We start from the raw sequence: 19113 nt of genomic DNA, 5'->3' as shown, positions 1-19113 counted from the left end.
CGTTGATCCACATCCAAATGTTGCAGTCTCACCCGTATCCCTTTGTCATACCGACAAAATACCGCCATGCCGGCAGGTATTCAGCGGGTCTGGCTGACGCTCTGGATTCCGCCGTTCGGCGCAATCATCACGGTAGTGGTGCCAACAAAGATCGCTCAATTTAGGCCGCGCCTAAAAAAGTTGACAATTAACAATAGGCAACGGTCGTGCCAAAGCCATTGAAACCGCCGCTCAAGACTTAAGCCATTATAAGAACAAGACATTTCTCGTCGGCCATGAGGATCTGGGTGCACAGGGAATTCACCGGCTGTCGATATTCTTTACAGTGTGTAAAGGCAGGCAGGACAAATGAAGGTCAGGGTGGGGGGGATCGGACGCATCGGTTGCTCACCCCCCTTCACCCCGCCCCTCTCCTCCCGGATAAGCTCTTGGTAAAGCTCGACACAGGAGAGTGTCCGAAATGCAGCGGACTTGCAGGGTTGGGGTGAGGGCAGTGAAAACCAACCACTACCTTAGTCGGCTCAGCCCATGTTGGGTTTCGTCACGCGTAGCGCGTGACTCCACCCAACCTGCGGAATTCGGCCACTTGATTGTGTGGCGCCGTAGTCAGCCTGCCGCCGTGACGGTTACCGGCATCCCCAGGAGCGGCCAGATGACCAAGGCGGCAAAGCCCACCAGCAGCATCAGTAAGATGCTGGCGGGAACCCCGTACATGAAAAATTCTCCACTGCTGAACTGCTTTGAATCATAGGCAATGGCATTGGGTGCGGCACCCACCAGCAGCAGGAAGGGCATGCCTGCAACCACCAGCGAGGAAAACAGGATCACCTGCGGGGCCACCCCCAGGTAGGGGGCGATGACCAGGGCAACCGGCAGGGAAATGGCGATGGCCGCGACGTTCATGATGAAGTTGGTCATGATCATGACAAAAAATGCGATGCCCATCACAAACACGAACCAGTTGGCCTTCTGGAACATGACCAGCCAGTTGACGGCAAGCCATTTGGCGGCCTCGGTTTCCCACAGGCAAAAGCCGATGCTCATGGCGCCGCTGAACAACAGAATAATATTCCAGGGTATGTTTTCCAGATCTTCAATGTCGAGGATGCGCAGGATGAAGAACAGGATGGTGGAGACCAACAGGATGGCCGCCTTGTTCAAGACTTTCAACTCGGGCACAAAGGACTGCAGCGACATGATAAAAATCACGCCGAAAATGATGACCGCAGCCAATTTCTCCTGCGAGGTGATGGATCCCAGCTCGGCGTTCAGTTCCCTGGCCCGCTCCTTGAGGCCCGGAATGGTTTTCTTCTCGGGCCTTAGAACCAGCATGAAAAATCCCCACAGGACGAACACCATCAACCAGCCCACCAGGAACATGTAATAGGTAATCTGAAAAAACGTGATCTCGGTGCCCACGATCTCCTTGTAAAAACCTATGGCAACAGCGCCGCGCGCCGCTCCAAGCAGCGTGATGATGCTGCCTGCTCCGGCCACGTAAGCCATGCCGATGAAAAGGGCCTTGCCGAACTTGGTCGGCTTATTGCCCTCGCCATACAGCGCGTAAATGGCCAGCAGCAGCGGGTAGACGGTTGCCGCCACGGCCGTGTGAGCCATGATATGGGTCAACGCTGCAGTCACCACAAAGGTTCCCAGCATGATCATGCTGGTTTTCTCCCCCACCACCATGAGCATCCGGTAGGCCAGCCGCTTGGTCAAACCCGTCTTGGTGAAGACCATACCGATGACGATGGAACCGAAAATGAAGAGAACCGAGGGGTCCATGAAATCCTTGAAGGCCACACTGGCCGGGCGGATCAAAAAGAGGGCCTGCAGCACACCGATGGCCAGACTGGTGACGCCGATCGGCACCACCTCGAAAACCCACCAGGTGCCTGCCAGCAGAAATACCGCCAACGCCCCCTTGCCCTCGCGGGTCAGGGGAAAGTGCTTGCCCATGGGATCGATGGCATCCGGCCAGGAAGGCGAATAATAGACGACCAGGAAAAGAGCTACTCCAAGCAAAATAAAAATAATGCGGCTGCTTATCTTGGGTCCGGAAGCTTTCACATCAGCGCTCATAAAATGCTCCTTAGGATTGTAATCATCTTGATTTTCTCATTCGTTTTGCTGCTCAAACGATTTCCCATCATAGAACCGCTAGAGGGCACACGCCTTGATCATCCCGCACACTTCCCGGAAAACATCGGTCAATCTGAGAATGCCAATGATGGACTTATCGCGGGTCACCAGCAGAGACTGATGATTGCCCATGACCAGAAGATGAATCGCCTCATCCAGGGTGGCATTTTCCGCCACATATTCCCCCTCGCTGTAGGTGACCATGAGGTCTTTCACTTTTTTTTGAGCCGCCTTCTTGCAGATATCCTGCAGCGGTTTTTCCCAAAGCCCGTAGTTGCTCAGCATCGACTTGACGAAATCGGCGCTCCAGCCGAAGCGTGAAATCGCCTTCATGTCCCCCATTTCTTCGTATTTTGGCTCGAGGCTGCGCAGCACGTCCAACTGGCTGACCTTGCCAATGATTTGCTGATCCTTGTCAAACACCAATACGGCCCGATGCTTGTCCCTCTCGGCGGACTTGTCGAATTTTTCCTGTGCCACCTCCAACGCCACCACCGCTTCATATAAACTGGCTTCCTCAGCGACCGTTGCGTACTCGCTGAGAGGCACCATCAACTCCTTGACCATAATCGATTTCATGTATCTCCCTTCTCTGACTCAGTGTCCGTCCGCTGGGCCGTGTGAATGGTCTCACAAGGTCAAAGCCAAAAAACGAGGCCCCGAACCCCATCCCCACGCGTCGCCCCGATTGTCAACCCCTGCTGCGAGTTTTCCAGGATTCGCTAGCCCCACCCTTTGGTCAGCATAATACGCTCGATTTCCGCATTGCGGATGCGCTCCTCCTGCTCCGCCTTGCGCTTGTATGCCTTGACAATCTTTGCCACCAGATCCTTGGTCTCGGTGGGTTTCATGAGGTAATCGAAAGCGCCGAGCTTGAGCCCTTCGACCGCCGATTCCACCGTGGCGTTGCCGGTGAGCATGATGACCTCCAAGATGGGCTTCTGCTGCTTGATCTCACGCAGCGTGTCGATGCCGTCCTTGCCCGGCATCAGGACATCCAGAACAACCACATCGATTTCCTGCTGAGCAATGACCTGCAGCGCTTCATCACCACTGAACGCCATGCTCACCGCAAAGTCTCTTGTCTCCAGCCTCTCCGCCAAAACTTCCACAAATTCTTTCTCATCATCGACCAACAACACTCTGATTTTCATTCCAATGCCTCCTCGCTCGACTCGGCCCCCGGTTTTCGATTGAATCTGTCAACTACTGCTTCCCTTTTTCCGTGTTGCAAAATTGCACTGCCCCAGGCGCAGCCTGCCGGCCGGACGACGTCATCAGATCCCGCCTGGTGGCTACCCTTCCTTCTCTTCAGAATCGCCCGGACCGGGGGAGGCGCCTTCCCCCCGGCGCAGTTGATCGAGGCCGCAACGCCCGCCCTTGGCGTAATCGAGGACCCTGTTGTGCTGTTTGTCGAGGGGCCCGCGCCTGATGCGCTTTTGTGCCTGCCCGTGGTGATAGGCGGCGGTGATTCTGCTCAGCAGAGTTTCGATGTCAAACGGCATCAACAAATCATCAAAGGCCCCCAATCGCATGCCCTCAATGGAAAGGGCAAGGTGTCCGTCGGGCAGCATCAAGATCACCTCGGTGGCGGGCCGCATCTTTTTGATGTTGGCGAGCAACGCCAGGCCCCGCTGCCGCAACCCCTTCAACCCCAACAATACTACATCAATTTTTTCCCTTTGGACTATTTTCTTGGCTTCCGCCACATCCGCCGTGACCAGCACCTTGTACTTTTCCATCAGCAGGCGCTGCGACAGATTCTGGCAGAAATTCTCATCGGTATCTATGAGCAACACGCGTATGGGCATAGTTCGACTCAAAGGAAAAAATTTCGGCGCCGTGGTTACGGCCGACGCAGCCGACGGCCGCCCGTGTGCAACCCCGGCAGAGATCACGGCAAGTTCCATGCCAGATTATTTTTATAACGATTACGCTAAATTATATATGAAGGTGGGAGAATGACAGGCTTTGCAATACATATTGAAACGTTTTGGCACAAACGCTTCGTTTAAATTTGAAACATATTGCCACATAAGGGTGCCGGCAGACCCCCTCGGGAACCCCCTGCAAACCCTCTGCCGCGCACAGCAGAGCGCCCTACAGGGCAAGCGGCCAAGCGGCGCTCCCCGTTCAGTCGGCAAAGCCCGAGCACGCGCGCTTGATCGTATCCACAATCACGCCAATGTCGGCGGGCTTTTGCAGATAGCCGGAAGCACCCAGTCGCTGAGCAATCTCGGCATCCTGTTCGGAACCGTGTCCGGTGAGGATGACCACCTTGACCTGCGGGTTTATTTTTTTTACGCGGCGCAACACTTCCAACCCGTCCATTCCGGGCATCTTGAGGTCGAGCAGGACGGCATCGGGTGCATAATCCTGCAGCACAAACAGGGCCTGTTCCCCGTTGTGTGCCACCTGCGTATGCAGGCCTCTTATGGTTAACCTTTCTGCGAGAGCAAGTACAAATTCCACCTCGTCGTCAACCAACAAAACTTTGCATGGTTCCATCGCGCCCACTCCCGCCGGGTGTCTAAAAAGTCAGCCCGCCTGCTGATCCACACGGGTCTCGGTAAACAACAGAGCAAAGCCGTCCGGAATGTCGTCAAGCATTTGGCCTCCCAGCTCATGCGCCGACTGCCGGGCCACCGTAAAGCCTTCCGAAGTCGCAATGTGCTGCTTGACCGCGCCCAGATCATCGACCGGCACAGTCATCCGAACGAGCAGGCAGGGATGCCGCTCCCGCCACTCGGCCCGCAGCTCCATTGCACTGCCGGCCGGCATCTGATTCCAACAGCTTTCCAGCAAAAGAAAAACCGTCATCTGCAATGCCACCGGCGAGGTGACCAGGACGATCGAAGCATTCGATCCGCTCCGCGTGAGACCCACTTCTTTCAGGCGGGCGAAACGCTCCGAGAGTCGTACCAGCTGATCGGTCAGATCATTGAGATCGATAGGGCTGACGGGCTCATCCGGGCTGTGGGCGAAGCGATTGAGATGGGTTGCCAGTTCCACGCCGCGCTGCACCTGCTGCTTGATGACCTCAACACGATGCGAAAAGCGCTCCCAGTGGGGAAACGGCTCGTCCTTCGTGAGGGACAGCAGATCCTCCATGAGCCCTGAAGACTCTTTGATGATGGCCAGAATGTTCTTGATTTCGTGGGTAAACCCAGCGGTGATTCTGCCGAAAAAGGCCAGTTCTCTTGCGGTGGTTTGGTTCATTTTCTGCTCCCGTTCGAAAAAAGGTGCCGGGCAGCCGCCCTGTTCACCGTCCAGGTCGCCCAAAAGCGGTTCAACGCTTGCCCTCCAGACTCGATCAACCGCCACCGACGGCCTCGCGGATTTTACCTATCAAATCGTCTATGTTCAGTGGTTTCATCAGGTAATCGAAAACGCCCATGCGCATTCCCTGAATCCCGTCCCAGGTGGAACCCTGGCCGGTCAGAAGAATCACCTTGACTTCAGGATAGTCCGCCTGGATCCGCTTCAAAACTTCAAGCCCGCCAAGTCCCGGCATGAGGACATCCAGGACGACCACCTGGGGAGGATCCGTTTCCATCATGCGCAGCGCCTCCTCCCCGTCGGTTGTCACGCGCACGGGAATTCCACGCAACCGAAGCCGCTCAGCGAGAGTTGACACAAACTCTTCTTCATCATCCACCAGGATCACGTTCCAGTCCTGCATGCTACCCTCCCAGGCCTTCTTTGGGCTTCTTCGGCAAATATACGGTCATGGTTGTCCCCTGCCCCTCCTTGCTCTGCACTTCAATTTCGCCGCCAAGCTTCTTTATGATCCCATAGGTGATGGGTAGACCAAGCCCGGTACCCTTGTCCTTCTTGGTGGTGAAAAAGGGCTCGAAGATATGCTTCAAGGTTTCCTCCGACATGCCGACCCCATTGTCCGTGATGGAAACGCCCACGGTATCCAGATCCTGCTCCCACGTAGTGATGGCCACCATGCCGCCGTCTTCCACGGCAGCAAAGGCATTGTTCAGAAAATTCAAAAAGACTTGCTGCAACTGCCCTCGATCCGAGGCGATTCGAGGGAGATCTGGCGCCAGGTTGAGGCGCAAATCCAGGTTCCGGTAAAGGGCCTCTTTTTCCAGAAAGGTGAGGGTCTCCTTGACCACTTCATTGAGATCCAGCACCTCAATCTGGATTTCCATGCGGCGGGCAAAGCCCAGCAACCGATGGGTGATGGAACGGCAGCGCTGCACTGACTGCAGGATCACATTGACCAGTGAAAGGAACTTTTCCTTGTCCGGAAAGTTCTCCTTGTATTCGATCAAGTCCTTCATCAATCCGGCCTTTTCATTGACAATGGCCATCGGATTGTTGATTTCGTGCGCCACCCCCGCCGCCAGTCGGCCGATGGAAGAAAGCTTGTGAGTCTGCTGCATCTCGTTGAAGGCCGCCTCGCGTTTTTCATCGGATTCCCGGATGCGTCGCACCAAAATACCGGCAATCCTGTACACCACCAGGATGATGATGCCGCTGCTCACCGCCAGCAGGATAGCCAGTTCGCTCTTGAGCGTATACCAGGTCTTGAGCACCTCGGCCTTGGGTTTGACCACAACCAGAATGTAGGCCGGATGCACAAAATAGGCATAGGCCAGGAACACGTCCCGCCCTCGCGGTCCCTTGTCCTCGATCACGTTGGCTTCGTAGCTGACCGGAGGCAGGGGAGGAGGAAATTGTTCGAGGACGCCGCCATAAAACCGGGAAGGCGTCTGGAAAACCCCGCTGCGGTTGAGCACAAACGCGTCGCTTTCCGGGTCGAGCCCCATGGATGCGATCAGATCATCGAATTTTTCCGTATTGACGGTGGCCCGTAAAATCCAGGTCTGGCCGGTCAGGCTGCGATGCTGAACGGCCATGACGATGTGCGGAAATTTGCGGTAACCCATGAATACGTCGCTGATATAACTGCCCCGCACCTGCACCTCATGAAACCAGCTCTGTTCGGCGTAATCCTTTCCTTTGAGATCGTAGGGGCCGACATAACTCACCTGAATCCCATTGGAATCAATCAGTCCAAGGTCGACAAAGCCGCCAAACTCGCGCTTCATCACCTGAAAAATACGGTTGAGCGTGTTCTCATCGGCGAGTTCCTGATACGAATAGGCCGAAGCAATGAAGCTCACCGTAGAAAGACGTTCCGCAAGGAACAGCTCGAACGAGTGCTTGGTCTTGTTCACCAGGACGCGCAGGGGATTGACAATTTCGTCCCGCAATGCGGTGCGATACTGATGGTAATTCACAAAGGCCATCAACAGAAGTGGAATGAGCGTCACCAGAATCATGATGATGATCATGTTGCGCCGCAGGATATTGTAGCGGGCATGGGCATCCCCTTCCTCCGGCACGTGTAAAAGATTTGCCATCTTAAACCATTTTTTAACCGCCATTTGCTTCCTCTACCGTTGCGTCAAACAGGATGTCCCCACTTTTCAGCCGGCCCCGTGCAAATTCCTCCAGAACCCGGCGGTACGATCCCACCACCGATTCTATGACAACAACGCGCTTCCACGTCAAATAGTCGTAATATTCCTGTTCAATACCTCCACAAATGACCGCCCTGACCTCTTCGGTGAGCACCATATGGCAGAGCTTTTCAGCGGACGCCTGGGGCAGAACCATGGTTTTTTCCTCGTGCACCGCTCCCGCGTCGTCCACCGCGGCGATCAGCACCTCGGTGGCCAGATCGAAACGCGGCGCCACATCATTCCCGTAAAGGGTGACCAGGACCTTATTGGGCATGCGACCTGCCCTGCAGCTGCTTCATCTGCACAATGTGCCTTTCCCCAGCGTCATTCCACTGTCGTTTGCGCTCTCCCGGTAACCGGCGCCTCCCTCACGAAGCAAGTCCGTAGTGCTTCATCTTCCTCCACAAGGTGCTTCTTCCCCAACCCAGAATTCGGGCGGCCTGGCTGCGTCGTCCCTTGGCCTTCAAAAGCGCTTCCATGATCATCTTACGTTCCAGGTCTTGCCAATTCAGATCTGCCTCTTTGCCGTTCAACAACAGCGTGGACACGGCGCCAACGCCCGTCGCTGCCCGTTCCGCGGGGGGCGGCGCATGCTTGGCCTGGGTGAGATAGGCAGGCAGATGGCGCGGCTGGATTTGATCTTCCTGACAAAAATTGACGGCATATTCCACAATGTTGCGCAGCTCGCGCACGTTGCCGGGATAGGAATAACCTTGCAGAATCCGCAGCGATTTGGGGGAAAAGCCTTTGATGGGCTTCTTGAACTGGGATGACAGCTTGTTGAGAAAGTGATCCAGCAGCAGGCGAGGATCATCACCCCGTTCGCGCAGCGGGGGCAGGTGCTGGCGCACCACGTTCAACCGAAACAGCAGATCCTCCCTGAAATCCCCGGCCTGAACCATCTGCTCAAGGTTGCGGTGGGTGGCGGCGATGACCCGCACATTGACATGAAATCCCTTGGTGCTTCCCAAAGGATAGACCACCTTGTCGTCCAGGAAGGTCAGCAGCTTCACCTGCAGGGAAAGCGGCAGATCGCCGATTTCGGTGAGGTATAAGCTGCCGTTGTGGGCCAGGCGGAAACGGCCCGGCTTGTTTTCCATGGCACCCGTGAAGGCGCCTTTCTGGTGTCCGAACAACTCCGATTCCAGCAGCGTTTCCGGTAAAGCCCCGCAGTTGACCTTGACGAAGGGACCCTTGGCACGCTGCGAGGACTGATGAATGGCTTCGGCGACAAAATCCTTGCCGGTCCCCGTTTCACCCGTGATCAGAACCGAGGAATCCGACTGGGCGATTACCGGAAGGATGCGGAAAATCCGCTCCATCTCGGGGCTGCGCCCAATCAATTTACCAAAGCCGTAAGCGCTGCCGATTTTTCCGTCCAGTTCGCGCAGCAGTCTAACGTCTTCCAGTGTTTCCAGGAATCCGATGAGGCAGCCATGGACGTCCCGAATCGGGGCAAAGGTCACCCGCACCGGTATCTTCTGCCGATCACGATTTAAAATATCACCCTCGAGGCACAGGGGGTCCAGCGGGTCATCGAGTCGCGCGGCGGGGCAGCGTTGCAGGCAGATGTCGCTGCGCATGACCTGGGCGCAGGGAATTCCCGCCGGGTCGGGATAGGCAAAACCGGTCAGCGCTTCCAGAGCTCTATTGACAAAAACGATGCGCCGATTGGGATCGAGTAGCGCAATGGCAACGGGGATTTCATCCAACAGCGGGGCAAGCGCAACCGGTCGATCGAAAAGTCCACTGATATGCGAGTTGCAGGCAAAATTCATCATGCATGACCAGGAGGAAACACCTATTCGTTCGGCTACTGTTACCTGCGGCTTAACCGAGAGCACCGGCCGGCGGCGGGTTCGTCTCAGCAGGCCGGGCGCAGCCCCGGGAGCCTGTCCGCGAACTCCCTCTCCCTTGAACCGCCGGTTACCCACACCTCTTTGAGAGGAATTTCCCATCATCGGACCGCCTGCCGGCGCCGCTCTGGCAGCCGTCCGTTTTGGGAGTCTAGAAGAAGTGCCGCAGGCTGTCAAAACAAATGTTTCAAAATTTCATGAATCGTTTCAAATTGATCCAGCACCTCAGGCGCCCTCGGCTGCGTCGCTCGTCGGGCACTCCTGCACAAACCCGTTTACCAGTCCCAGTTCAAACAGGATGTCCAACGCCTGCCGGTATTCCTGCGAGCTCACCTTGCGCTGCAGCAACGGCACGAACAACGCCTTGTGCGCGGGAAAGTATTGATTCATCAAGCTCACCCACACGTTCGGCCCCATCCGCCGATGCAGAAAAGTGAGGCAGCCACGGGTTCCGGACAGGTTGTTGGGCAATACCATGTGACGCACCAGCAGGCCGCGCACCCCAACCCCCTGTTTATCCATCTGCAAGGGGCCCACCTGCCTCCACATTTCCACCAGCGCAGACCGGTTGTAGTGCACATAATCATCCCTGCCCGAGCAAAATTGCGCCGCCGCCGCATCGTCATATTTGACATCGGGCAGGTAGATATCCACGATCCCCTCGAGCAGCCGCAAAATTTCCCCGCGCTCATACCCGCTGGTGTTGTACACGATGGGCAGATGGAGCCCGCGTGGCACTGCCAGGCAAAGGGCGCTCAGCACGGCGGGCAGCTGGTGAGTGGCGGTGACCAGGTTAAGGTTGTGAGCCCCGCGCTGTTGCAGCCTGAGCATCCCCTCGGCCAGATGTTGCACGCTCACCCTGCGGCCGACCCCCATTTGGCTGATGGGGTAATTCTGGCAGAAGAGGCATTGCAGCGTGCAGCCGGAAAAAAAGATGGCCCCGGAGCCTGCGGTTCCGGAAATGGGGGGTTCCTCCCAGGGATGAATGGTCATGGCGGCGACTTTGGGCCTGAAATCTACGCCGCACGCGCCAAGTTCCCCCTGGTTGCGGTTGACCCTGCAGCGCCTCGGGCACAAAGCGCACGCGTTGAGCAGATCTTCCAGCACACGGGCACGCTCCCAAAGCACTCCCTTTTGGGCAAGCTCCAGATAGCCGGGACGATGAATCATACTACCCCTGATGGAACGGTCAGATGCTCTCTTCCACTATCAGCGCCGAGTTCACTTCCTTGACATCCTGTACATCGCGTGCGATTTGCACGATACGGCTTGCCTGAGCCTGACTCGTCACGGTTCCGCTGAGAGTGACCACGCCCTCCTTGGTGCTCACCTGGATGTCGGACCCTTCGGCATCCCTGCTGAACATGAGTACGGTCTTGACCTTGGCCGTGATCCAGGCATCGCCGGCGCTCCGGCCCGCCCCCTCCAGGCTCTTGCTGACCGTCCCTTTGAACCGTTCGGCCATTTCGCTCAATTGGTCAACGGGGTCGCCCGCACCGGTACTTTCCGACTGCGGTTGAGCCGTGTCCGTGGGTACCCTCAGCTGGTTGTCCACCCTGCGGACCCCCTCGGTATTTTGCGCGATCTGGCCGGCCAGATCGCGCACGGCCCGGGTTTCGACCCGGCCCTTGAGGGTCACCACCCCGGCATTTGTGCTCACATCCATATTGAGCCCATTGGTATAGCGGTTCCACATGAGCTTCGTTTTGACTTTGGCGGTGATGGTCATATCTTCGATCTCCCGGTACCAGGAGGAGCGTTGCGGGCTTGCCTGACTGCCCTGCTGCGGCTGGAGGTGCACCGTGATATTGTCCCGAACCTCTCGAATGCCATCCACCCCGCGCGCGATCTCAACGGCCAGTTCACGTTCCACGGGAGTATCCACGACACCGCTCAGCTCTGCCACTCCATCTTTCACCTTCACATCTAATTTGAATGGGTTCAAGCTGTCGTTCAACGCATAGGTGGTCACCAATTGGGCTTCCAGCCACAGGTCGGACTTGCTCGCCTCCTCGAGCGACACCCCTGCACAAGGAAGATGGGCAAATACTGAAAAACCCACTATAACGGCTGCTAAAATCGCTCTCATGCTGTCTCCTCCCTAATGTTCTCATACCTCTCGAGTCAAGATGGGCCACGATCCGATGCCGGCATTGCTCAGGGCACAATCCAAACCGCCAAATCGTCGGCACCATTGAGGACTTTAACGGTAACCCGCCCCAACAAAAACTGTCGAACCTTTGAGATGCCCCGCCTGCCCATAACGATGGTGCCGTACCCGCCTTGGCGCGCAGCGCGCAGAAGATCGCCCGCCCGGCTGAAGCTGTGGGGCAGGTATTTTGTGGAAATGCGCTGCGCGCTGATGCCGGCTTTGACCAGGCGCTCCCTGTAATCGTCAAACATTTTGGTCAGCCCTGCTCTCAGTGATGCTTCCAGCCGCGTTGCCATGTCTTGATCGAGCTCAAAGACGGGAGCACCAAAAGAATCCAGGCCCCGGACCACATGGCAGAGAGCGATTTCAGCGGTTCCGCTCAGTGCACAACCGGCCAGATATTCCACCGCCTTGGCGGAGTTATGCGAACCATCAACGGCCACCAATATCCTCATGGAACGAACATCTCCTCCAATGAGCCACACCGGGGTGTCTTTCAAAAGCTCGACGATCCTATTGGATACGCTCCCCAGAAAAAGGCTGTCCATTTTATTCAATCCGCGCCGACCAATCACCAGGGCCTGGTAGTCGTTTTGCGCCTCGGCAACGATGTCGGCAGCGGTTCCCGTTTGTCGTTCGCACAGCATGGTGTGCAGGCGATTTTCCCGGAAGCCGCAGCGTACCAGATGATGTCTGGCCGATTCGAGCACCGCCCGGCCCGCTCGTCGCTGTTCCTGCTCCCACCTCTGATACCTGGCCTTCATGGTGGCAATGAAAGCCTCATCCAGATTCACCTGCCAGAAGACCTGCTCGGGCTTCTTGGGCAGAATGTGAATGAAATTGACAAACACGCCGTGCGAACAATAACGGCCGACATACCGGACAGCATTGAGGGAATGATTTGACCCGTCGACTGCGATCAGGATGCGCATAGTATCTTGCACGGATGCTCCTTCCTCACTGGGTTCTCAGTGCACACCGCCCGGCGCCCGCCCGGCCGCGTCTCCCTTTGGCGGCCGCATCAGGAAAGTGAGCGGCACCAGCACGGCGGTAAACCAGGCAAACAGCCAGAAGATATCGTTGAACGCGAGCATATTGGCCTGCCTCAGCACTTCCCGGTAGATGGCGGCAAGCAGCCGGGAGGAATCGGCAAATGCCCCCATATGACCGGGCAGGGCCTCCAGTAGCCGATTCACATAGTCGCGCAGCTGCGGGCTGAACGGAGTGACGTTTTCCACCAGAAAGGTTTGATGCAGCTGCGCCCTTTGGACCAGGAGAGTGGCGCTGAAAGCGACTCCAAAACTGCCCCCGAGATTGCGCAGCAGGTTAAAAATCCCGGACGCGTTCCCCATTTCTTCTCTGGGAATATTGACGTAGGTGGAAGCGGAAAGCGGCACAAAAAAAAGTCCCATGCCAAGCCCCTGGACAATGCGCGGCCAGGCGATGGAGAAAAAATCGGCCTGCAGGTTGAAGCCCGACATCAACCACAGCGAATAGGCCATGATGCTCAACCCGATGCCAAGCAGCAGGCGCGCACTGACCCCCTTTTTCATCAAGATGCCCGCGATCGGCATGATGACCAGACTGGCCACACCTCCCGGTCCCAGCAGAAGACCCGCCCACAACGCGGTATAGCCCATCAGCGTCTGGGCATAGAGCGGCAGCATGACAATTCCGCCAAACAGGCAGAAAAACCCCATGAACATGATCACATTCCCGGCGGCAAAGGTTCGATCGAGGAATACCCGCAGGTTGACCACCGGGTGCTCGGCGCGCAGCTCAACAATAATGAAGGCGATCAAAGAGATCACAGCAATGAGGCTCAGCACGACGATAAGATGAGAATCGAACCAGTCTTCCCGCTGGCCCTTGTCGAGAACAATCTGCAGACAGCCAAGGCCAACCGCAATGAGGAAAAGACCCCATTTATCGATGTGAAACCTGGCACGGCGGATGTAGTGGGGATCGTGGATCAGCAGAATGGCGAGGAAAATGGCCAACGCTCCCACCGGCAGATTGATGTAAAATACCCAGCGCCAGTTCCAGTTGTCCGTAATCCAGCCTCCAATGACCGGACCGAGGATGGGGGCAAACACCACTCCCATGCCGAACACCGCCATCGCCATGCCATGCTCGGCCACGGGGAAGGCTTCCAGCAGAATTGCCTGGGACAGTGGCTGCAAACCGCCGCCGCCCAACCCTTGGAAGATGCGTGCCACCACCAGTATGGGCAGCGTTGGCGCCGCTCCGCAGGCAAGCGAACTCAACGTGAATAACGACACAGAAAAAATTAGATAACGTTTGCGGCCGAAAACGCTCGACAGCCATCCGGTGATGGGTATGATGATGGCATTGGAAACGAGGTACGACGTCAACACCCAGGTGACTTCATCCACCCCCGCGCTCAGGCTCCCCTGGATATGGGGCAGCGAGACGTTCACCACGCTGGTGTCCATGACCTCTATGAAGGTTGGCAGGATGACCGCCAGAGCAACCAGCCACTTATTGGTCTGTGGAACGGTTTGCGGATTCAATGGGAAGCATTCCGGCTGAACTGGTTAATGTGTGCTCGGCAATGAGCCGCGGTCCACTCCGGTCGGCAGTGGATATGGTCACCACCAGGGAAAGCCCCACGCGCAGTGGATATTCCGCAGGAGGGCGCGGATCCAGCTCGATCTTGACCGGCACCCGCTGGACTACCTTGATCCAGTTGCCCGTCGCGTTTTCGGGCGGCAGCAACGAAAAGGCGGCCCCGGTACCTGCACGAATTCCGACCACCTTGCCGTGATAGACGTGGCCGGGGTAGATATCCGCACGCACCTCCGCCGGCTGCCCCAGACGCACATGCTCCAACTCGGTTTCCTTATAATTGGCTTCCACATAGGCGGCCTGCAAAGGCACCACCGCCAGGAGCGCCTGGCCCGGCTGCACTCGGTCTCCAAGCTGAATGCGCTTCTGCGCGATGTAGCCCGCAATGGGCGCTGCAACGCTACAGTAGGACACGTTGAGCTGGGCCATTTGCAGGTCCGCCTGCATCTCCGCGCGCCTGGCTATCAGAGAAGCCAGTCTGTTCTTTTCCACATGGACTTGCAGGCGATCTGCCAGGGCGCTCTGCAGCTCCGCCCGGGCGCGTTTGATATCTTGCAGGGTTGCCGCCAGCGAAGCCTTGGCTGCAGCAATTTGCGCTTCCGTGGCCTCCAGCTGGGCCGCCGCCTTTTTGAAGGCGGTGCTCGCTTTATCCCGCTGCTGCTGCGACCCGGCGCCGGATCTATGCAGATTCGAGTAGCGTTCATTATCGCGCCGCGTCTGAATAAATTCCGCCTCGGCAAAGGCGCGGTGCTGCTGCAGCTCGTCCAACCGATGGCGGGCTTCCCTTTCTTTGTCCTGAACCGACTTGAGGGCCGCCTCAGCCATTTCGACCCGGGCCTGGGTGACGGAATCGGTGAGCTCAACGGTGAGCCGCGACACCTTGACATCCGCTTCCGTTCGCTCCAGGGCGGCACGTCTCTTATCCACTTCCGCCTGATAGTCGGTCGGATCCAGCTCCAGCAAAACGGTGCCTTTGGCCACAAACTGATCGTTGTCAACCAGCAGCCGCGTTATGGTTCCGGGCACTCGAGTGCTCACCGTAGCACTGTCCGCCTTAACGTAGGCGTCGTCGGTAGTCACGCGGTTGCGCATGAAAAACCACCAGTAAGCACTGATCAGCGCTGTTCCCACCAGCACTGCTCCAAGCAGCCAGGACCACTTGATCCTCTTGTTCCTGCCCCGCCTGGGTTGAGCCTGAGGAGAAACACTCGCATCGGCCATCTTTGCTCAACTCCCCTCTATGGTTGTTTTCCGGCCGCAGCCGCTGGGATCCCGCAGCCCAGTCGGTATCACCCCAGGGCAGACACGCACCCGGTCTCCATCCGAAACTCCCCTCTTTCCCCTAAGGGAGAGGAATCGTGCAGCCAGCGGATGGAAACGGCCTGCTTGTGCGGGCCCCACAGCCTTGCTCTGCAGTCGGCTGTTCTTTTACCATACTTTGCCGTTCAGCTTAATGATTCTTTTCTCTAATGTTCGTGTGGATTGCAGACGGAAATCAAGGCAGGGATGGAAAAAGTCGCCCGCTCATCGGATGATTGCCCGCCAATGTACCGATGAAAATGTGATGGATGCGGACTAGATCCAGCGGACGTCCTCAGGTCGAAAGCAGACCCATGCCTGCTCTCCCGGGAAAACACCGCGCGCACGTACCTCTGTGCTGGACAGCTCAGCGTGAAAATGAATGGAATCGACCGTTGCGGTCACCAGCACCCTGCCGCTGTGCTTCTGCAGGGCCAGGGCCGATATGGTACCGGCGAGGGTATTGGCCCGGCCCTCCGTTGCGGCAGGAGCCTTATGGACCGAAACGGATCGGGGATCGATGACGGCCATCGACTTTTCGTTCGGTGCAGCGCTCACCAGGATGGCTGTCCCGTCTGCCAGGTGTTTTTCCGCAAGTCCGTCCGCACGGATGGTCCACGGACCGAACAGCACGTTGCCCATGCCCGACCCGATGATGCTCCCGCGAAACAGGTGGAATACCTCATCACACACCTCATGCAGCCACGGCCAATCATGGCTCGCTATGACCAGGGTGGTTCCCCACTCCTGCCGGGCGCGCAATGACGCTTCCTTGATGAGAGCGGCGCTGGTGGCATCGACGCTCGAGGTGGGCTCATCCAACAACAAGACGCGCGGATGCAGCACCAGACGGCAAGCCAGGGCGACCCTCTGAGCCTCACCGCCGGAAAGCTCATACCACTGCCTCCGGGCGAACTCCTCGGGGGCCAGGCCCACCCAGGACAAGGCTTCCTTCACCCGTATGGCATACCCCTGCCGCATTCCCCGCACCTTTAGCCCGTAAGCCACATTCTCCATCACGGAGCGTTTCAGAAGGTAGGGCTCCTGATCGAGCAAAGTGACATGCAGCCGGGCGGATCGGGTAGACGATTCCTCGCTGCTGCCGCTGAACAGAATTTCCCCCTGGGAAGGTTTTTCCAGGAAGGAAAGCATCCGCAGCAAGGTGCTTTTTCCGCTGCCGTTGGGGCCGACCAAACCAATAATGCTGCCCGGAGCAACTGCAAAATCATCAATGCTCAGGGCCACCAGGTCTCCGTAACAGTGCCGAATCCCCTTCAAGGCATAGATGCTCTCGGTCAATGACGCGTCCTCTTGCGCAGAAAGAAAAGAGACAGATTAACCGTCAAGGCAATGGCCATGAGCACCAACCCCAGGGCGATACCCATACCGAACTGCCCTTTGCCCGTCTCCAGGGCAACGGCAGTGGTGATGGTGCGCGTATGCCACTTGATATTACCTCCCACCATCATGGAAATTCCCACCTCGGTGAGGACTCTGCCGTACGCCGCCACTCCTGCGGCAAGCAGTCCAAAACGCGCTTCCCATAGATTGGATAAGAGAAATTGTCGTGGATTGGCACCCAGCGTCAACAGCGTTGTATGCAGCCTCTGGTCCAGGCTCTCCACGGCTGTGGCCGCAAGGGCGACCACCACGGGCAGAGCCAGAATGGTCTGCCCGATGGCTATGGCAGGCAGCGTGAACAGCAGACCATACTCTCCCAACGGGCCCCGGTAGGACACAAAAGCATACACGATCAAACCGATCAAAACTGTGGGCAGGGAGAGCAAGGTGTCCACAAGAGTTCGAACCATTTTTTTCAGCGGGAACGTGCCATAGCCCAGCAGAAAACCCAGAGGGAGTCCCAGGCACAGGCTCGCCAGCATGGAATAGGTGGACACCTGCACGGTTACGCGAATAGCGGAGTAGGTTTCGGGATCACCCCTCAGCAGCAGCTGAAAGGCTTTGACCAGCCCTTCCAGAATGTAGTTCATGGGTACCGGTTATAAGTCCATTATTTTGCGTTTGGGATAAACAGCTGCTTATCGAGCAGCTTGAAGTCACCGATAAACTGCTGGATCGGCTCGGAAGCCATCCAATCGGAATACTTCTTTGCCAGGTCAAATTTGGTATCAGGGCATTTGGCAGGATTGATGGGAATCACACTGTATTGATTGAACAGGCCGGGATCTCCTTCGACCAGGATCACCAGGGGCGGATTCCCCTTTTGATTGTTTTCATAAGTGATGTAGGTCCCGCGGTCCGTGAGGGTGTAGCCGTTGCGTTCAGCCGCAACATTGATGGTTGCCATCATGCCCTGACCCGTCTGGACATACCAGGCTTCCTTGTCTATTCCTTCGATACCCGCCTTCTTCCAAAGTCCGATCTCCTTCTTGTTGGTCCCCGAGTCGTCTCCGCGGCTGACAAAGATAGCTTTGTCCCGAGCCATCTTTTTCATAGCATCCGCTACCGCAAGACCTCTGACCTGGGCGGGATCGGTCCTGGGTCCGATGACGACAAAATCGTTGTACATCACTTGGCGCCGGTCAACCCCATGGCCTTCCTCCACAAACTTCTTCTCCGCCGCGGGAGCATGCACCAGGAGCACGTCCACATCGCAGTTCCTGCCAAGCTCCAGGGCCTTGCCGGTGCCGACCGAAACCCATTGCAGCTCCACACCGGTATCCTGTTTGAAGCGCGGCGCCAGATAATCCAGAAGCCCGGTATTGTCGGTGCTTGTGGTGGTTGCCATCTTCAACACCTGATTTTCGGCCCCGGCCGGCGCAATGAAACCGGTCACCGCAACAAACATCAATGCCACCGCCAATACTTGTTTCGTTCTCGTCATACACGACCTCCTTTTTGCATTGCGGTGCCCGCCAACGGCCACCGCCGTTCATCAAAACCCGCATCCCTTCCAGACATTTGCCCATTATAGCAATTCTGACACAACGCACAATAAAAAAAGCCGGACGGGCAGCATCGAACGCAAAAGGTCGAATACGGGATGCAGACAGAGCAGAAACAAGTATTGGCAGCTGAAGCTGCCGGGCTATTCCCTGGAGGCGTTGCGGCAGGCTTCATCGAGCCGGCCTTCAATATATCGGATGAATTCCTCATCATATTCCTGGATGTCAAAACAGACGGCATCTTCCCCAAGCAGACCCTGGGGTACAAAGTCGCCTCGTTCCTCCGGATCTCTAATCATTTGTGCGTAGAAGCATATGGACAGCCAGCGCGGGGAATCCTCAATCACATCAACCATGACAAACAGCCCTCTTCTTTTCTGTTCGGCATGAACGGCTCTCAGTGAGTAGGTGAGACCGGGTCGCGGTACGAATTCAAGCCTTACTTTCTCCTTGTTGCCGAGGTATTCCTTGAAATGCACAAACATCTCCTTGTTTCTTTCAGGAGTCTCTTTCCAGTCACCCATAAAGACATCCAGTCCTGAAGCAAATTCATTAAACACACCTACCTCCTTATATGATTTGTTAGATAAACATTTACATGAGAAGAAATATTAATACCAGATTGTCACAATCTTATTTTTGCTCATTGCCGTTGCGTATGCAAGGGATACCGACAAGTTCTGCAA

At 56.7% G+C, this 19113-nt stretch carries 19 protein-coding genes; all 19 read right to left on the bottom strand.

From position 1 onward, the window contains the following. Window positions 1–606: 606 nt before the first annotated feature. The 19 genes from K1V27_RS07840 to K1V27_RS07750 all read right to left on the bottom strand — a co-directional run bounded on the left by K1V27_RS07840 (window position 607) and on the right by K1V27_RS07750 (window position 18987). Window positions 607–2082 (bottom strand): SLC13 family permease, encoded by a 1476-nt coding sequence (locus tag K1V27_RS07840; protein ID WP_258929102.1) that lies wholly within the window; start codon window positions 2080–2082, stop codon window positions 607–609. Window positions 2083–2160: 78 nt separating this feature from the next. Next, window positions 2161–2721 (bottom strand): CBS domain-containing protein, encoded by a 561-nt coding sequence (locus K1V27_RS07835; protein ID WP_258929101.1) that lies wholly within the window; start codon window positions 2719–2721, stop codon window positions 2161–2163. 143 nt (window positions 2722–2864) lie between these two features. After that, the gene (locus tag K1V27_RS07830) at window positions 2865–3296 is read right to left on the bottom strand and encodes a response regulator (protein WP_258929100.1); all 432 of its coding nucleotides are present in this window, start codon (window positions 3294–3296) and stop codon (window positions 2865–2867) included. A gap of 141 nt (window positions 3297–3437) precedes the next feature. Then, complete coding sequence (locus K1V27_RS07825) at window positions 3438–3953, bottom strand: response regulator (RefSeq protein WP_258929099.1); 516 nt, start codon at window positions 3951–3953, stop codon at window positions 3438–3440. A gap of 322 nt (window positions 3954–4275) precedes the next feature. Further along, window positions 4276–4650: a response regulator gene (locus tag K1V27_RS07820; RefSeq protein WP_258929098.1), complete on the bottom strand. Its 375-nt coding sequence runs from the start codon at window positions 4648–4650 to the stop codon at window positions 4276–4278. Window positions 4651–4680: 30 nt separating this feature from the next. Further along, a complete protein-coding gene (locus K1V27_RS07815) occupies window positions 4681–5466 on the bottom strand; it encodes a sensor histidine kinase (protein ID WP_258929097.1) in 786 nt (261 codons plus the stop codon). After that, window positions 5456–5824 carry a response regulator gene (locus K1V27_RS07810; protein WP_258929096.1) on the bottom strand — a complete coding sequence of 123 codons (369 nt, stop codon included), beginning with the start codon at window positions 5822–5824 and terminating at the stop codon, window positions 5456–5458. Before K1V27_RS07810 ends, K1V27_RS07815 begins: the two co-directional genes overlap by 11 nt. Before the next feature lies 1 nt (window position 5825). Continuing rightward, the gene (locus K1V27_RS07805) at window positions 5826–7547 is read right to left on the bottom strand and encodes a sensor histidine kinase (protein WP_258929095.1); all 1722 of its coding nucleotides are present in this window, start codon (window positions 7545–7547) and stop codon (window positions 5826–5828) included. After that, a complete protein-coding gene (locus K1V27_RS07800) occupies window positions 7537–7899 on the bottom strand; it encodes a NifB/NifX family molybdenum-iron cluster-binding protein (protein ID WP_258929094.1) in 363 nt (120 codons plus the stop codon). The genes K1V27_RS07805 and K1V27_RS07800 overlap by 11 nt, the downstream gene beginning before the upstream one ends. Window positions 7900–7993: 94 nt before the next feature. Further along, a complete protein-coding gene (locus K1V27_RS07795) occupies window positions 7994–9586 on the bottom strand; it encodes a sigma-54 interaction domain-containing protein (protein ID WP_258929093.1) in 1593 nt (530 codons plus the stop codon). 120 nt (window positions 9587–9706) lie between these two features. After that, complete coding sequence (locus K1V27_RS07790) at window positions 9707–10651, bottom strand: radical SAM protein (protein ID WP_258929092.1); 945 nt, start codon at window positions 10649–10651, stop codon at window positions 9707–9709. A gap of 19 nt (window positions 10652–10670) precedes the next feature. After that, on the bottom strand, window positions 10671–11570 hold the full coding sequence (locus tag K1V27_RS07785) for a BON domain-containing protein (RefSeq protein ID WP_258929091.1): 900 nt from the start codon (window positions 11568–11570) through the stop codon (window positions 10671–10673). A gap of 68 nt (window positions 11571–11638) precedes the next feature. After that, window positions 11639–12577 (bottom strand): universal stress protein, encoded by a 939-nt coding sequence (locus tag K1V27_RS07780; protein ID WP_258929090.1) that lies wholly within the window; start codon window positions 12575–12577, stop codon window positions 11639–11641. 24 nt (window positions 12578–12601) lie between these two features. Beyond that, window positions 12602–14167, bottom strand: a complete 1566-nt coding sequence (locus K1V27_RS07775) for a DHA2 family efflux MFS transporter permease subunit (protein WP_258929089.1) — start codon at window positions 14165–14167, stop codon at window positions 12602–12604. Then, window positions 14136–15443: an HlyD family secretion protein gene (locus K1V27_RS07770; RefSeq protein WP_258929088.1), complete on the bottom strand. Its 1308-nt coding sequence runs from the start codon at window positions 15441–15443 to the stop codon at window positions 14136–14138. The genes K1V27_RS07775 and K1V27_RS07770 overlap by 32 nt, the downstream gene beginning before the upstream one ends. Window positions 15444–15797: 354 nt before the next feature. Further along, window positions 15798–16820: an energy-coupling factor ABC transporter ATP-binding protein gene (locus tag K1V27_RS07765; protein WP_258929087.1), complete on the bottom strand. Its 1023-nt coding sequence runs from the start codon at window positions 16818–16820 to the stop codon at window positions 15798–15800. Next, window positions 16817–17512 carry an ABC transporter permease gene (locus tag K1V27_RS07760; protein WP_258929086.1) on the bottom strand — a complete coding sequence of 232 codons (696 nt, stop codon included), beginning with the start codon at window positions 17510–17512 and terminating at the stop codon, window positions 16817–16819. Before K1V27_RS07760 ends, K1V27_RS07765 begins: the two co-directional genes overlap by 4 nt. Window positions 17513–17532: 20 nt before the next feature. Next, a complete protein-coding gene (locus K1V27_RS07755; protein WP_258929084.1) occupies window positions 17533–18366 on the bottom strand; it encodes an ABC transporter substrate-binding protein in 834 nt (277 codons plus the stop codon). 204 nt (window positions 18367–18570) lie between these two features. Beyond that, the gene (locus tag K1V27_RS07750) at window positions 18571–18987 is read right to left on the bottom strand and encodes a hypothetical protein (RefSeq protein WP_258929083.1); all 417 of its coding nucleotides are present in this window, start codon (window positions 18985–18987) and stop codon (window positions 18571–18573) included. Window positions 18988–19113 lie beyond the last annotated feature (126 nt).

Source organism: Desulfoferrobacter suflitae (genome assembly GCF_022603395.1).
GTDB classification, from domain to species: domain Bacteria; phylum Desulfobacterota; class Syntrophobacteria; order Syntrophobacterales; family Syntrophobacteraceae; genus Desulfoferrobacter; species Desulfoferrobacter suflitae.
This window is presented reverse-complemented; position numbering and strand designations above follow the sequence as displayed.

Excerpts from the sequence above, each read along its gene's own strand:
- K1V27_RS07820 (WP_258929098.1), bottom strand. The coding sequence starts at position 4,650 with ATGGAACCATGCAAAGTTTTGTTGGTTGACGACGAGGTGGAATTTGTA.
- K1V27_RS07790 (WP_258929092.1), bottom strand. The coding sequence starts at position 10,651 with ATGATTCATCGTCCCGGCTATCTGGAGCTTGCCCAAAAGGGAGTGCTT.
- K1V27_RS07755 (WP_258929084.1), bottom strand. The coding sequence starts at position 18,366 with ATGACGAGAACGAAACAAGTATTGGCGGTGGCATTGATGTTTGTTGCG.
- K1V27_RS07810 (WP_258929096.1), bottom strand. The coding sequence starts at position 5,824 with ATGCAGGACTGGAACGTGATCCTGGTGGATGATGAAGAAGAGTTTGTG.
- K1V27_RS07795 (WP_258929093.1), bottom strand. The coding sequence starts at position 9,586 with ATGATGGGAAATTCCTCTCAAAGAGGTGTGGGTAACCGGCGGTTCAAG.
- K1V27_RS07770 (WP_258929088.1), bottom strand. The coding sequence starts at position 15,443 with ATGGCCGATGCGAGTGTTTCTCCTCAGGCTCAACCCAGGCGGGGCAGG.
- K1V27_RS07805 (WP_258929095.1), bottom strand. The coding sequence starts at position 7,547 with ATGGCGGTTAAAAAATGGTTTAAGATGGCAAATCTTTTACACGTGCCG.
- K1V27_RS07785 (WP_258929091.1), bottom strand. The coding sequence starts at position 11,570 with ATGAGAGCGATTTTAGCAGCCGTTATAGTGGGTTTTTCAGTATTTGCC.
- K1V27_RS07835 (WP_258929101.1), bottom strand. The coding sequence starts at position 2,721 with ATGAAATCGATTATGGTCAAGGAGTTGATGGTGCCTCTCAGCGAGTAC.
- K1V27_RS07830 (WP_258929100.1), bottom strand. The coding sequence starts at position 3,296 with ATGAAAATCAGAGTGTTGTTGGTCGATGATGAGAAAGAATTTGTGGAA.
- K1V27_RS07760 (WP_258929086.1), bottom strand. The coding sequence starts at position 17,512 with ATGAACTACATTCTGGAAGGGCTGGTCAAAGCCTTTCAGCTGCTGCTG.
- K1V27_RS07825 (WP_258929099.1), bottom strand. The coding sequence starts at position 3,953 with ATGCCCATACGCGTGTTGCTCATAGATACCGATGAGAATTTCTGCCAG.
- K1V27_RS07800 (WP_258929094.1), bottom strand. The coding sequence starts at position 7,899 with ATGCCCAATAAGGTCCTGGTCACCCTTTACGGGAATGATGTGGCGCCG.
- K1V27_RS07840 (WP_258929102.1), bottom strand. The coding sequence starts at position 2,082 with ATGAGCGCTGATGTGAAAGCTTCCGGACCCAAGATAAGCAGCCGCATT.